The organism is Streptomyces cirratus, from assembly GCF_014650775.1.
GTDB lineage: Bacteria > Actinomycetota > Actinomycetes > Streptomycetales > Streptomycetaceae > Streptomyces > Streptomyces cirratus.
This window is the reverse complement of the sequence record NZ_BMVP01000013.1, coordinates 1-13300: the sequence shown is the minus strand read 5'-3', so window position 1 is coordinate 13300 and position 13300 is coordinate 1. Positions and strand designations below refer to the sequence as shown.

Annotated in this window: 11 protein-coding genes; 9 read left to right on the top strand and 2 right to left on the bottom strand. The window is 65.0% G+C overall.

Annotated elements, in window-relative coordinates; translation table 11 throughout:
* The first annotated feature begins 134 nt into the window (after window positions 1–134).
* From IE207_RS25510 to IE207_RS25470, 9 genes are all read left to right on the top strand, one after another.
* A complete protein-coding gene (locus IE207_RS25510; RefSeq protein WP_229873979.1) occupies window positions 135–1016 on the top strand; it encodes an NADP-dependent oxidoreductase in 882 nt (293 codons plus the stop codon).
* 136 nt (window positions 1017–1152) lie between these two features.
* Window positions 1153–1353 (top strand): DNA ligase-like domain-containing protein, encoded by a 201-nt coding sequence (locus IE207_RS25505; RefSeq protein ID WP_190186652.1) that lies wholly within the window; start codon window positions 1153–1155, stop codon window positions 1351–1353.
* Between the two features lie 429 nt (window positions 1354–1782).
* Window positions 1783–1968, top strand: a complete 186-nt coding sequence (locus IE207_RS25500) for a lichenicidin alpha family lanthipeptide (RefSeq protein ID WP_190186651.1) — start codon at window positions 1783–1785, stop codon at window positions 1966–1968.
* Window positions 1969–2032: 64 nt separating this feature from the next.
* Window positions 2033–5044 carry a type 2 lanthipeptide synthetase LanM gene (gene lanM, locus IE207_RS25495; RefSeq protein WP_190186650.1) on the top strand — a complete coding sequence of 1004 codons (3012 nt, stop codon included), beginning with the start codon at window positions 2033–2035 and terminating at the stop codon, window positions 5042–5044.
* 147 nt (window positions 5045–5191) lie between these two features.
* Window positions 5192–5377, top strand: a complete 186-nt coding sequence (locus tag IE207_RS25490) for a class II lanthipeptide, LchA2/BrtA2 family (protein WP_190186649.1) — start codon at window positions 5192–5194, stop codon at window positions 5375–5377.
* A 99-nt stretch (window positions 5378–5476) separates the two neighbouring features.
* The gene (gene lanM / locus IE207_RS25485) at window positions 5477–8299 is read left to right on the top strand and encodes a type 2 lanthipeptide synthetase LanM (RefSeq protein WP_190186648.1); all 2823 of its coding nucleotides are present in this window, start codon (window positions 5477–5479) and stop codon (window positions 8297–8299) included.
* Window positions 8299–10461, top strand: coding sequence for a peptidase domain-containing ABC transporter (locus IE207_RS25480; protein ID WP_229873977.1), 2163 nt, complete (start codon window positions 8299–8301; stop codon window positions 10459–10461). Before lanM (IE207_RS25485) ends, IE207_RS25480 begins: the two co-directional genes overlap by 1 nt.
* Window positions 10462–10470: 9 nt before the next feature.
* Window positions 10471–11241, top strand: coding sequence for an ABC transporter ATP-binding protein (locus IE207_RS25475; RefSeq protein WP_229873974.1), 771 nt, complete (start codon window positions 10471–10473; stop codon window positions 11239–11241).
* Complete coding sequence (locus IE207_RS25470; protein ID WP_190186647.1) at window positions 11238–12023, top strand: ABC transporter permease; 786 nt, start codon at window positions 11238–11240, stop codon at window positions 12021–12023. The genes IE207_RS25475 and IE207_RS25470 overlap by 4 nt, the downstream gene beginning before the upstream one ends.
* 75 nt (window positions 12024–12098) lie before the next feature.
* Here IE207_RS25470 and IE207_RS25465 read toward each other — a convergent pair whose 3' ends face one another.
* Together IE207_RS25465 and IE207_RS34205 are read right to left on the bottom strand one after the other, a co-directional pair.
* A complete protein-coding gene (locus tag IE207_RS25465) occupies window positions 12099–12278 on the bottom strand; it encodes a hypothetical protein (protein ID WP_190186646.1) in 180 nt (59 codons plus the stop codon).
* A 47-nt stretch (window positions 12279–12325) separates the two neighbouring features.
* Window positions 12326–12556 carry a response regulator transcription factor gene (locus IE207_RS34205; RefSeq protein ID WP_373304771.1) on the bottom strand — a complete coding sequence of 77 codons (231 nt, stop codon included), beginning with the start codon at window positions 12554–12556 and terminating at the stop codon, window positions 12326–12328.
* Window positions 12557–13300 lie beyond the last annotated feature (744 nt).

Below are 13300 nucleotides of genomic sequence, written 5' to 3'. Positions count from 1 at the left end.
TCTCATCTGCTTGCCCCTTACATCAATGTCAGAGGTGAGGATGGCTGCAACGCCCGGAATCACCGGGGCGGTTATAGGAGAGGCGGCGGAAGATGGGGCAGGCGTGGGGTTTCGGCAGGTATGGCGGGCCTGAGGTGCAGGAGTTCTTCGATCGTCCCGATCCCGTCCCCGGTCGCGGCGAGGTGCTGGTCCGGGTCGACGTCGCCGGCGTGAATCCCCTCGACCACCTTCTGCGCTCGGGTCTGGTCGACGGGCTCGACGGCGGGCGTCCGTTTCCGCGCGTGCTGGGCATGGAGGCAGCCGGAACGGTTCTCGCGCGGGGCGAGGACGTCGAGGGGCTCGAGGTGGGTGACGCGGTCTTCGGCTTCGCACTCACTGGTGGCGGTACCTACGCCGAGACCACGGTGCTGTCCGCGCTGAGCACCGCGCGCATTCCGGAGGGTCTGTCCGCGACCGTGGCGGCGACGCTGCCGGTGGCCGGGACGACCGCGGTGGACGTGCTCGACCAGCTCGGCCTCCCGGCCGGTGCCACGGTTCTGGTCAACGGGGTCGGGGGCGGGGTCGGCCTCGCCGTCGCCCGGCTGGCTATCGGGCGCGAGCTGCGTGTGATCGGCACCGCGAGTACCACCAAACGCGAGCACGCCGAGGCCATCGGGGTGCGGTTCATCGATTACATGGCCGGGGACGTCGTCTCCGCGGCACGCGAGCTGGTTCCGGACGGCTTCGACGGGATCGTCGACCTGGTCGGAGGCGCCTCGCTGCGGACGGTCGCTCCGCTGGCCCAGGACCCTCGCAACGTCATCGCTGTGGGTGATATGTCTGTGCCCGATCTCGGTGGGCGTTTCGTCGAGCGTCGCGTCGACCGCGAGAACCTGGAGCGGTCGGCCCGGCTGGCCCTCGACGGACTCCTCGCACCTGTGATCACCGCGGTCCACCCGCTCTCCGACGCCCCGGCCGCCCTCGCCACCGTCGAGAACGGTCACACCTCGGGCAAGGTTGTCATCAAGGTGGCATGAGGAGTGCCCGGCCGCCCGACGCTGTCGACGGTCCATTGCGGACTGACGGGAACCCGTGGTCAGCGCATCATCAACTGAGGACGTTCCACCTGTACGGGGTTGAGCACGTTCAGGCGTACGCCGACACCTGTGCCCGATGACGACGGACCCGGCCCAGGGCCGGGAGTGGCTGGAGTCGTGGACGGACGTGTTCGGCGTCGAAGGCATCGTGGTCAAACCCCGGACCAGCCGCTACATGCCGGGCCACAGGGGGGCGTGGATCAAGGTTCGTCGCCGGGACACCACCGAGGCGATCATCGGCACCACCACCGGCACCCTCACCCGCCCCAGCTCCTGATCCTCGGCCGCCACGACCACGACGGCCGACTGCGCCCGGTCGGCCGCACCGTCCCGCTGCGCACGGAGGCGGCCCGCCTGGTCGCCGAGTCCCGGTACTGGAACTCCTCCTCCTGCGCCGCGCCCCCGCTGTCCGGTGGGCGACCAGTACGACCTCGCCGACCGCGGCGCGCAGGTCACTCCCGACCTCGTGGAGGAAGCCCAGGACGTGCTGGCCGACCGGCTTGAGCCGCTGCTGCCGCGGGGTACCAAGCGGGGCGAGCCAAGCAACTTCGGACCTGGTTCGTCCCCGCCCGGAGGGGGGCATAGAGCCCGTCGCCGGGCGGGGGCGTCATGCGGCATGAGTCCGTAGCGTTCAGGTCGTAAAGATCATTAGCGGATTGTCCGGCCGTTTGGCCGGGCGATTCAACGCATGAAGGGGATCAATCCGATGACAAACCCGAACGTCGGCATCCTGGAAGAAATTGACGACCAGAACCTCGGCTCCGTCAGCGCCGCGGGCAGCAAATGGGGTACGACCCTGACCTCGCTGGCCTGTCTCGGCGCCAGCTACGTCCTGGGGAACAACGGGAACTTCTGCACGGCCACTGCTGAGTGCCAGTCCAACTGCAAGTGACCGCATGACGCCGGGGTCCCAGCTCCCGGCGTCACCTCCCTCCCCGCACTGGACCCGGTGTTCCATGAAGAGTCACAACGATCCCGCCAGCCCGGCAGAGGCGCTGCGGACGTATCTGCCAGAGCTGACCTCCCCTGAGCTGATCGCGCGCGTCGAGGAGCGGCTACGAGAGGCGGCCGAGGAAGACGACGGCGTTATCGCGGTCGAGGACACGGCGCTGAGCGCCGCTTTGCCCGACACCTACGATCCATCGCTGGACGTAGACGGGCTCTTTCACGACTACTTTGCGCACTTAATCCGTCCCTGGGAAAAGCTTGTACGTGCCGCTGCCGAGTCCTGCGCCTTCATAGCCGCCCCAGACATCATCGTTGCCGACTTCCTCGAACATCAGACGGCGCTCCTCTCCCGACTGATGCTTCGTACCCTGCTCGAGGCACTGCACCGGCGGCGCTCCGACGGCCTCCTCGTCGGCGACACCCCCCAGGATCGGTACACCGCATTCCGGCAGTGGACGAACAGCGATGCCGGGCACGCTGAACTGCTGTCGCGCTACCCCTACCTGTTTCGGCTGGTGAACCGTCAGGTCGAGGCAGCCACACGGTACGTACTTGAGCTTCTCGGGGAGATCGAGTTGGCCGGCGACGACCTTGTCGCCTTGCTGCCCGGAGGAGGGACCCTTCGAGTCAAACGCTTGGTCCTCGGTGAAGGCGACACCCACAACGGCGGGAGATCCGTCGCGCAGATCCTGTTCACCGATGGCGGCCGTGTCGTCTACAAGCCGCATCCGCTTGGAGCCGAATCCGGCTACAACTCGTTCGTCGCGTGGCTCAATGACCGGCTCGGCACGGACCTGCCGACCGTGGCCGTACTGCAGACCAAGCGCGGCGGATTTGTAGAGTTCGTCCCTACCCAGGAATACGCCGGCGAACAGAAAGAATACTTCGCCCGGATCGGAACCCTCGCAGGGATCCTCTTCCTGCTCCGGGCCACCGACATCCACTTCGAGAACGTGGTGTCCTGCGCTGCCGGCCCTGTGGTGATAGACACCGAGACGCTGCTGTCACCCCGTATACGGGTTCCCGAGTCGTACGACACCGGCGCGGCTTCCGGCATCGCCGCATCAACTCTCCAGGAATCGATCATCGGGTCGGGTCTCCTCCCGCTCGTCGTACGAGCCGGGAGCGACGACCACGGTATGGACATCGGGGCGATCGGGTACGACTCCGGCCAACCCGCCCCGTACAAGTCGTTCGGCATCAAGAACCCCGGCCGCGACGACATGTCCGTCTCCATGGTCACCATGACGACGACCGTCTCCAACGCCAACCTGGCGGTCCAGCGCGCCCTCCAGCTTTCTGTCCCAGAGCAGCGAGACACGATCAAGAACGAGTTCCGCCGGGTTCTCGACCACGCGGCGGCCCACCCGAGCGACGTCTTGGCCGCCATCGAGTTTTTCCTTGGCGATGTCCAGTTCCGCCACGTCAACCAGGCGACGGTCTTCTACGCGCAGCTGCTGCGCATGGCCACCCATCCGGACGCAATGGCGAGTCCTCTAGTGCGCGCAGCCGTCTTGAACCGCGTCTTCCTGCGGACCGGCTCTCCCGAGATTGCCGACGACGAGGTCCGTCAGATGTCACGCGGGGACGTCCCGTACTTCTCGTACACGGCACGGAGCCGCGCGCTCCAGTCCGCTGACGGGACCGTACACACCGACGCCCTGGCTGAATCTCCTCTGGAAACCCTACGCGCCCGGATCCAGGGGATTGACGAGGCAGTGATCGAGCGGGAAAGCCGATTGATCGACTTTTCCTTCGTCAACAAGCTGCCGACCGATCGGGAGAAGACCGGCTTCGTACCGACGCCGAGCCGAGATCGGGCCGCGGGCCGCATAGACCGGGACCGGTTCATCAAAGAAGCCGAGCGAATCGGTGACAGGCTCCTGGCGACCCTTATACCAAGCAGCGACCCGCGCCACCCGGCAACTTGGATAGCCCCGCAGGTCACCACCGACTCGCAGAGCCAGTGGAGTCCGGGAAGCCTCGGCTACGACCTGTACGGCGGCAGTCCCGGCCCCGCGCTCGTCCTCAGTGCCCTGGCCCGCGAGACCGGCCGAAGGGACTTCGCCCATGCCGCCCGGTGTGTCCTGGACCCGGTCGAGGAGCAGCTACGCAGCGGCCTTCTGGCTGAACACGGAGTGTCCGTCGGAGGCATGACGGGACTGGCGGGCACCGCTTATGCCCTCGCCGTTGCTCGACAACTACTCGACGAACCAGGAGATGGGCGCCTTGGCGACCTTGCCCGGGAACTGGCCCGATCCTGCGGGACCGAGGTTGGAACGGACTTCCTGAGCGGAATGGCCGGCGCCTTGGCTGTGGCAATGGCTCTGCACGACCGCACGACGGACCCATCCGAACGCGCTGTCGTCGCGGAGGCCGTCCGTTCCATCGCCGCCCAGGAAGTCCGCGCCCTTGGCGGTGTCGCTCTCCAGGATGCGCGCGTCACCCAGTACACCGGGTACGCGCACGGGGCGATGGGCATCGCTCCCGTACTACTCCGCTACGGAGCGCAATTCGGCGATCCAGAGGTCCACCGTCTTGGACTGCGGATCCTCGATGCCGTACTCGGCTCGCAGGACAGGACCGACGGCGACTGGCCGCGAGTTTGGGGAGGGGAAGAGCGTTCGTACGGGTGGTGCCACGGAGCGCCCGGCCTCCTCCTCGGCGCGCTGCTGAGCAGGGAACACGCTTCTGACGCCGTTCCACGCCAGACCCTGGACCAGCTGTCTTCGCTCACCCTCGCCCGCGGCTTCGGCAACAACCCGACCTATTGCCATGGCGACCTCGCCAGTGCCGAGATCGCCCGCTTCGGTGAGCGGCTGGTTCCCGGGCTGTTCGGTGACGGCATCACGGACCTGTATCCCAGGCTCTTCGACGAGGTCATCGAGCTGTACGGACGGCGGTCCGACACCAAGTACGCCTACAGCAACAGCCTCATGGTCGGCGAGTCCGGTCTTGCGTGGTCCGTCCTGCATCACTTGGACCCCGAAGCCCACCCCTCCCTGCTGCGCTTCGCCTGAAAGCGCGTACGCAACCGGCCATCGCGAACCCGCAACGTCCGCATGCCGGACCACAACCCGTTTGCGGATCCGAGCAATGGCCCATCGCAAGCTGGGTCCGCCCCGAATGCGGACTCTGGAACAACCCACCTAAAGAGAGGAACCATCATGGGCGACATCGCCATGAACGACGCCACCGGGTATGTCAGTGCCGAGGAACTCATCGAGCTTTCCGAGGCACCCGACTCCCTGGCCGCGGGCTGGACGCCGACCATCATCACCACCGTCGTCGTAGGGGCAAGCGCCGCGATGCAGGGTGGCTGCCCCACCAGTGCCTGCACCAAGCGCTGCTGAACCAGCCACACCAGTGAGGGACAGGTGCCCCGGAAGGAGAAGTTCCGGGGCACCCGCTCCACACCCTCCCATCAAAGACGAAGGCAAGAGAGTGCAAGCGTGCAATTGAGCGATGTGTTCCTCGACAGACTGGTGAAGCGCATCACCGACGAGAGGACAGATGTCTTCGGCGCGTTCTATGCGCCATACCTGTCCGACTGCGCTCGGCGCATTGCCGGGCTTGCGCGTGCAACGCCCTCCCTTGCCGAGGTCGCAGACCTCGCTGGCGTGGCAGAGTCCACCCTGCGTTCTTTGATGAGTGCCTGCGTGACGACCGGAATACGGACCCTCATCGCCTCCCTCCACTCGGAGGACATGAGCTACGAGGCGTTCCACGCCCACGTCGCCGACGCGCCCGGCCGCAACGCCATACTCGGCCGATTCCCCGAACTCGACCGGCTTCTGAACCTCAGCGTCGACCGTGCAGCACGCACAGTTGAAGACGTTCTGCACGCCGTCTTCGCTGCAGGCCGGCCACTGGACTCCCTGCTCGGCGGGCAGGCGAGAATCACCGCGCTCACCCCTGGGCTCGGCGATGCCCACCGAGGCGGCCGGACCGTGTGCCTGGCAGTACGCGAAGACGGCACCCGGGCCGTGTACAAGCCTCAGCAAGACAACTGCCAAAAGCTCCTGGACACCCTCCGCGCCCTGCTCGACCCGGACGCGACGTTCTTCGGCCCACTGTGCCCGCGCTCGCTCGTTCAACCAACGCACGTGTGGCAGGAATTCGTCGAGCACACCGACCTCGACGGAACAGAGATGCAGAGCTCGCGCTACTTCCGGCGCTTCGGCCGGGCCTCCGCCCTGCTCAGCATGATCGGCGCCACAGACCTGCATCACGAGAACGTCATCGCCAGCCCCGAGGGCCCGCTCGTCATAGACACCGAGACCCTCGTCTCACTTCCTGGGGCTGCTCCCGGAGCGTCCCCCTCGGCGATCTCCACGCTCAACCTCGACGTAGAACAGTCGGTCCTCAAGACCGTTCTCCTTCCCACCCGCTACACCGGAGCGAAGCTGGACGTCGACATCTCGGCGATCGGCTGCATACGTCCCGGGACGTCCGAAAACCTGTACTCATACCAGGTCGTGGGCGCGGGCACGGACGACATCCGATTCCAACGCACCCAGGTCCTCATCGAACACGGATCCAACATGGCCACCGTGGCCGGCGAACCGTTGGACCCCCGGGACTGGACCGACGACATCGTCACCGGGTACCGCGAGGCTCGCGAACTCCTCCGGGCCCATCAGGACCGTGTGGAGGCAGCTATAGCCAACTCCGACGACTGGGCGGTGCGCCAGGTCGTCCGTCCGACCTACGTGTACGCACGGTTCCTGGAAGCATCCACCCACCCCGCGTACCTGGGAAACAAAAAAGTCCGCGCAGAGCTCCTGGGCAAACTGCCTCACCACTACCAGGGCGCCGCACCGGAATCGGCGCAGACACTGCACCAAGATGAGGTGGCCGCGCTCCTCGACCTCGACATCCCCTTCTTCACTGTGGACTGTGACTCCACACTGATACAGGGCAACCTCGACCGTGAGATTCGCACAGCCGTCGGCACAACACCACGCCAGTCCGCTCTCGCCGCCGTCCACTCCTTCTTCGCCCGCCCCGCCAACCGGGACCCCACCTACATCCGATACGCACTGGCCTGTTCGGCCGATGACGCCTGGGAGCCAAGCAGGGCCCGGGACGCCGACAGAGGGTCCCGCCGCACAGTGTTTCCCGACCTGACCGATCCCGGAGCCTGGCATGCCACGCTCCGCGACCTGGTGGTCGGAACGAATACCACACCCACCTGGCTCACGCCCCATCTACAGGGCGACGGGCTGAGCCTGGGGCCAGTCGACACGACCCTCTTCGGCGGCGGCGGACTCCTCATACACCTGGCGGACACCGATGCTCGCGCGAGCATCTCGACCCTCGGCGTGGACATCGCGCGAGTCTGCGACTCTGCAATGCCCGAAGAATTGGTGGTAGACGGGTCACCGCTGTCCATGTCCCCATACACCGGGGTTCTCTCCAACCTCGTGACCGACTGGGAGATCCGCCGGCTCCGCTCTCCCTCCGCGCGGTTCCGTACAACCGTCACCCTCCAGCACGGTGCAGCGCTTCCTGACATCGAAAGCCTCACCGCCGCAGCCTTCGACTACCTGAACGGCTACAGCGGCTACCTCGTCTACCTCGCCTCATACCAGAGCCACGGCGCGCCCGAGCTGATGGGCATCCCGCCCGAGCGGCTGCTGCAACGCCTGGTCACCGTCGACGGCGACCCCACAACACATCCCGGCGACGAACTCGGCCTTGCACACGGCAGGTTCGGCCGGATCGCCGCGATGAGTGCCCTGGTCGCGAAGGGCTTGGACGACGGCAGCGGCGCACGCGACCATCTGGAGCGGTTCGCCCACGCCTACGGGCGCCACCGCTGGCAGGACGCGACCCTTCGTGACCGAGCCAAGGGCAGCGGTTGGTGCAAGGGCTACGCGGGTGTCGCATACGCAGCGGCCGGACTCCTGGCATGCACTGGCGAATCTAATGGACGCATCCGTGAGGCCATCGCCCCCGAGATCGAACGACTCATCTCGCACGACCCCGGCTCGGATATCGGCCCCGACATCAGCCTCTGCCACGGGGTCGCCGGCCGCATCGCGGTCCTGTGCGACCTGGCTGACCGGCTCGACTGGCCCGAGTTGCGGTCCGAGGCAGCGACGCTGCACACCAGCTTCCTACACCGGTACGCAGAGGGTGGCTGGACCTGCGGTATTGGTACCGAGCCCCACCTACCCTCCTTCTTCCTCGGACTTTCCGGCTGGTTCGCGGCCCAGTCGATGCTCAACCACCCCGGGCGTAGTCTTCCCATCTTCCAGGGAGGCCACTAATGGCAGCGGGCATCCGCAGGACCCGACGGGTTCGTGAGGTCCAGCAGTTCGCCCAGTCCGAGTGCGGGCTGTGCTGCATCGCTATGGTGTTGTCGGCGCACGGCTCCCGCGATTCGGTGGCTGCCCTGCGACGACAGCACGAGGTAGGCCGCGACGGGCTCACCATCAAGGAAATCGCCTCAATTTTACGCGGGCGGGGGTTCACCGTTCGGGCCTTCAGGGCCGGCGCACAGCGCCTCGGGGAACTGAAACTCCCCATCATCGCGTACTGGGACGACAGCCACGTCGTGGTCGTCGAGGAAATCAACGATCACCACGTCACCGTTGTCGACCCGGGCAGCGGACGCCGGAAGTACTCGGTCGAGGAGTTCGAACTCCACTACTCAGGCTTGGCACTCGAGGCTGAACCAACGGCAGATCATCAACCCGAACAGCATCGCGAACCCAGCGTCTGGCGAGAGTTCCTTCAAGCGCTGACAGGCGCCCGGCGCCCGCTGCTCCAGGCGTTCGCCATGTCCCTTCTGCTGTACGCCTTCACCATTTTCATGCCCATCGCCACCCAACACGCGGTCAACGACTACGCGGGATACCTCGAGAAGACCCCCATTGCCCTGGTCGTGGCGGCCTTCCTCATCCCCATGACGGTCTTTTTCCTCATTTCGCTGCTTCGTGCGCTGTGTCTGGCCGCAGTAATCAAGAGCCTTGGCAAGGCGATGATGGGAAGAACTTTCAAACGGCTGCTCGAACTTCCTTACAAGTATTTCGCCAACCGCTCGCAGGGTGAACTCTTCTACCGGCTGTCCAGCATCACGTCCGTACGGGACATGCTCTCGAGCCAGTTGTCGGCTGTACTGCTGGATCTGGGCAGTCTAATTGCCATCTTCGGCTACATGTTCTATCGCTCGTTCACCCTGGGGGCAACAGCTTTCGTGGTCTTCCTGACCATGCTCGCTGTCGCCGTGACCACGTACCGCCCCATCCGCCGAATCACCGAGAGAGAGATCACTGAGACCACGAAGTCGTCTTCCCTCCAGATGGAGGCGCTGTCGTCGATCGAAACCCTGAAGGTCTCGGGGATGACGGAGACCTTCTTCCGGGACTGGGAGAAGGTATACGAGGCCGGCATGGAACAGACCCGGCGCCGGATCGTCCTGCAGGGTATTGCGACCAGCGGCTATTCGGTATTCCAGGTATTCGGCCCCTTGCTTGTGCTCGCAGTGGGTCTCTGGCTCGTCCTTCATGGTTCGCTGGACCTCGGCTCTGCCGTGGCGGCGCAGACACTCGCCGCGACGAGTCTCGGAATGGTGATGTCGCTCTCCGGTGCCTTCACCCAGCTCATTACCGCGAACGCGCAAGTGGCCCGAGTCGGTGACATCCTTCACCAGCCACATTCCCCAGGCGCTTTTGGAGACCGCCCGGTCTCCATGCAGGGTGCGGTCCGTCTGGAAGGGGTGGCCTTCTCCTACCCAGGCACCAGACAGCCTGCCCTCACCGACGTGTCGATCGACATCCGACCCGGTCAGCGCATCGCCGTGGTGGGCAGTTCAGGGTCGGGCAAGAGCACGCTTGGAAAGCTCCTGATGGGTCTGTATCCGGTCCGGGCCGGCGACATCTATTACGACGGAGTCTCACTTCGGGAAATCAGCGCTGAGAGTTTCTACCAAAAAGCCGCGTACGTTCCCCAAGACACCGTGCTGAGTAATCGAAGCATTGCGGACAACATCCGGTTCGGCGTGCCCGACGCCACCATGGAAGCGGTGATCGAGGCCGCTCGGCAGGCACACATTCACGAAGACATAAAGGCGATGCCGCTGGGCTATCACACACCGGTACGTGAAATGGGCAGCAGCCTCTCCGGCGGCCAGCGCCAGCGGATCGCCTTGGCGCGAGCTCTGGCCCGGAAACCCCGGGTCCTCGTCCTCGACGAGGCCACAAGCGCATTGGACACCATCACAGAGTCCAAGATCGCTGCCGCCCTGGACCGGTTGGAGTGCACCCGCATCATCATCGCCCACCGTCTGTCGACCATCGTAGGCGCCGACTTGGTGGTGGTTCTCGAACACGGCAGGATCGTCCAGACCGGACGCCACGAGGAATTGATATCCGAAGCCGGCCCGTACCGGGATCTGGTCCGCTCCCAGGTCAACCTGACAACGGCCTGAGGGAGAGACATGACAGAACAACAAGAATGCATGGAACGAACAACGCCAGTGAAAGACAATAGCCCTGTAATCGAGGTCTGCGGACTACGCAAAAAATTCCGAGGACGGACCGCCGTCGACGGGATCTCCTTCGATGTGCCAGCAGGTAGAGTCACTGGTTTCCTCGGCCCCAATGGAGCGGGGAAGACCACAACCCTCCGGATGCTGCTGGGACTGATTCGGCCCACGGAAGGAACAGCACTCCTATGGGGGCACCCCTACCGGGAGCTGCAAACCCCTACTCAAAGGATCGGCGTCAGCCTTGACGGCGGAGCGTTCGTGGGCGGCCGGACCGGCCGCGGTCACCTGCGCTGCTACGCGCCGGCCGCAGGATGCAGCCCCGAACGGTTGGACCGGCTTCTCGCCGAAACAGGGCTCGCCGAAGCGGCAGACCGTCCCGTGTCCGGCTACTCGACCGGTATGAAGCAGCGCCTCTCGCTGGCAGCCGCGCTCCTGGGCGATCCGGAACTGCTGATCTTGGACGAGCCGAGCAACGGCCTGGACCCGGAGGGGATGTTGTGGCTCCGGACATTTCTACGGAGGTTCGCCGCCTCAGGCAGGACGGTCCTCCTCTCCAGCCACCTGCTCAGTGAAATGGAACAGACCGTAGACGATGTCCTGCTCATGCATCACGGGAAACTACTGAGCAGCGGCCCCCTCGACCATCTCCTGACACAGGGCGAGCGCCTGGAGTCAGCCTTCATGCGCCTGACGCAGGCAGGGGAGGGAACACAGACATGAGCACGCAACTACGGTCCGAAATACACAAACTCACTTCCACCCGGCTGTGGTGGATCCTGCTGCTCGCCATGGCCATCGGCAGCGCGGGCATCACCGCACTCGTCGTATTCGCCGGCCTGAACGCACCCCGCAGTCCACTGGACTTCAACACGGCGGAAGGCGTCGTTCCCGCTTACAACATCGCGCTGGCACTGACCTACATCTTTCCACTGGCCATCGGAGTAGTCCTGGTCACTCAGGAACACCACTCCCGCACCCTAACGGCCACACTGCTGGCCGAGCCTCGCAGAGCACGCGTATACGGCGCCAAGATCGCGGTGGGACTCTGCACGGCATTGTTGTACGGAGTCGTTTCGGTCGCCTCCGGGGCACTCGTGACAGCCGCGCTACTGACTGGACATGGACAGTCCTCGTTCCTCACGCACACCAGCGTCCTTAGCGCCTTGGCCGGCAGCGTCGTGGTGCTGACACTCTGGGGAGCCATCGGGGTAGGCGTGGGGGCGCTCGTACGCAACCAGACGGTCGCGATCGTCGGCATCCTCGTGCTCACGCAATTCTTGGAACCTGCCCTGCGAGTCCTCTCATCCTCACTGGGCCACTCGGCCATGGCCCACCTCCTTCCTGGGAGCGCCGGGGACCTCGCAGGCGGAGGAACGATCATGTCGGCCGCTACCCAAGCGACCGGCGGGACACAAACTCTCGGCTTCCTGGTTCTAGCCTTCTACGCGCTGGCCATCTGCGCCCTGGGCGCCGTTCGGTTCGCCCGCTATCAGGTCTCCTGACCACAGCAGAGGGCGACCGCCACGCATCGCATGTCGGTCGCCCTGGGGTTGCTGTGTCCTTAACTTCTGGCCGGTCTACTCCACATTTCCTGGAGTTCCCCTTTTTTTGAGTGTGACATTGACACCCCCGAGCACCACAGCGAGCAGGAGGGGCATCACGACGGCAATCGTACTGTCCCCAAAGAACGGGGCGGTCAGTGCAAGGACGAGCAGAAATCCCACCGCCGCCCACCGGATCGTTTCTTGCTTCTTCATAGGTCTCCCTCATTTCCTACTGCGGCTACACGGCTCTCGTCCGGAGATCATCCCGCGACGGGTCTCCGAGCTGCCAACTGACTGCGGTCCCGGCATCCGGTCTTATGCAGAATGTTCGACACGTGAAATTTCACCGTGCTTTCGGCGATGTACAGAGCCCCGGAGATTTCGCTGTTGTTCATTCCCTGAGACACCAGGGACAAGACCTCGTGCTCCCGCGCGGTCAGGTGCGGAGCAAGCCCTGAGGTCCGGACAGGCCGATGAGGCGTCGTCTCCATAGACGGTGGCCTGCGCAGCAGAGGACGTACGAGAGTGGGCGAAATCCACCCGTGTCCCGTCGCGACCTCGTGGACGGCCTCCAAAAAGGCGTCGTCCAGATCATCACGGTCGACTATGGCGCGTACATCCACTTGGGAGGGGCTGTGGTAACGCATACCGCCCCCATACGTCAGCACCACGACCGGGACGGATTCACGTATCTCGCCCAGGCGGTCGCCATCGACGATCAGCACATCGGATGGCGGGAGGACGCTCCTGTCTTCCACATCGAAGGAGTCCCACCCCCGCTTGCTGACGAGTCTCCTGATCCTCCGCCGCAATGACAATCTGGCCACCATGAGGCCGACCACTATGCAGTCGTTTGCCATCCAGTCCCACTTCCCCCATGTGTTCGCCCGCACGGTCGCCCCGTCCCGGGGCTCCTGTGCGGCAGGCGATGGTCAGGCGCCCTGATGATCCTATCGTTTCCAGGGAAACAGGACTGGGCAGCTGTGCCCTTAAGGGCAATGGGGGCGACGATCCAGCCATTCGACGGACCGAGGCCGTCCAGCCGAGCCATACGACTGCCCGCGATCTTCCAGGGGATGGCCCCGTACTGCTGTTCTGGTCACATCGGCATGCCCTCGGCAAGGTTGGCGGAAAAAAGACGGAGGCTGGGGCGGCGAGGAACCACTAGGGTCCGTCTTCAAAAGATCGTTCGGTGGTGGATCATGTTTTCGTGATACGTCGTCATGAACTGACCG

Excerpts from the sequence above, each read along its gene's own strand:
- IE207_RS25505 (WP_190186652.1), top strand. The coding sequence starts at position 1,153 with ATGACGACGGACCCGGCCCAGGGCCGGGAGTGGCTGGAGTCGTGGACG.
- IE207_RS25500 (WP_190186651.1), top strand. The coding sequence starts at position 1,783 with ATGACAAACCCGAACGTCGGCATCCTGGAAGAAATTGACGACCAGAAC.
- lanM (WP_190186650.1), top strand. The coding sequence starts at position 2,033 with ATGAAGAGTCACAACGATCCCGCCAGCCCGGCAGAGGCGCTGCGGACG.
- IE207_RS25490 (WP_190186649.1), top strand. The coding sequence starts at position 5,192 with ATGGGCGACATCGCCATGAACGACGCCACCGGGTATGTCAGTGCCGAG.
- IE207_RS25480 (WP_229873977.1), top strand. The coding sequence starts at position 8,299 with ATGGCAGCGGGCATCCGCAGGACCCGACGGGTTCGTGAGGTCCAGCAG.
- IE207_RS25475 (WP_229873974.1), top strand. The coding sequence starts at position 10,471 with ATGACAGAACAACAAGAATGCATGGAACGAACAACGCCAGTGAAAGAC.
- IE207_RS25470 (WP_190186647.1), top strand. The coding sequence starts at position 11,238 with ATGAGCACGCAACTACGGTCCGAAATACACAAACTCACTTCCACCCGG.
- IE207_RS25465 (WP_190186646.1), bottom strand. The coding sequence starts at position 12,278 with ATGAAGAAGCAAGAAACGATCCGGTGGGCGGCGGTGGGATTTCTGCTC.
- IE207_RS34205 (WP_373304771.1), bottom strand. The coding sequence starts at position 12,556 with ATGGAGACGACGCCTCATCGGCCTGTCCGGACCTCAGGGCTTGCTCCG.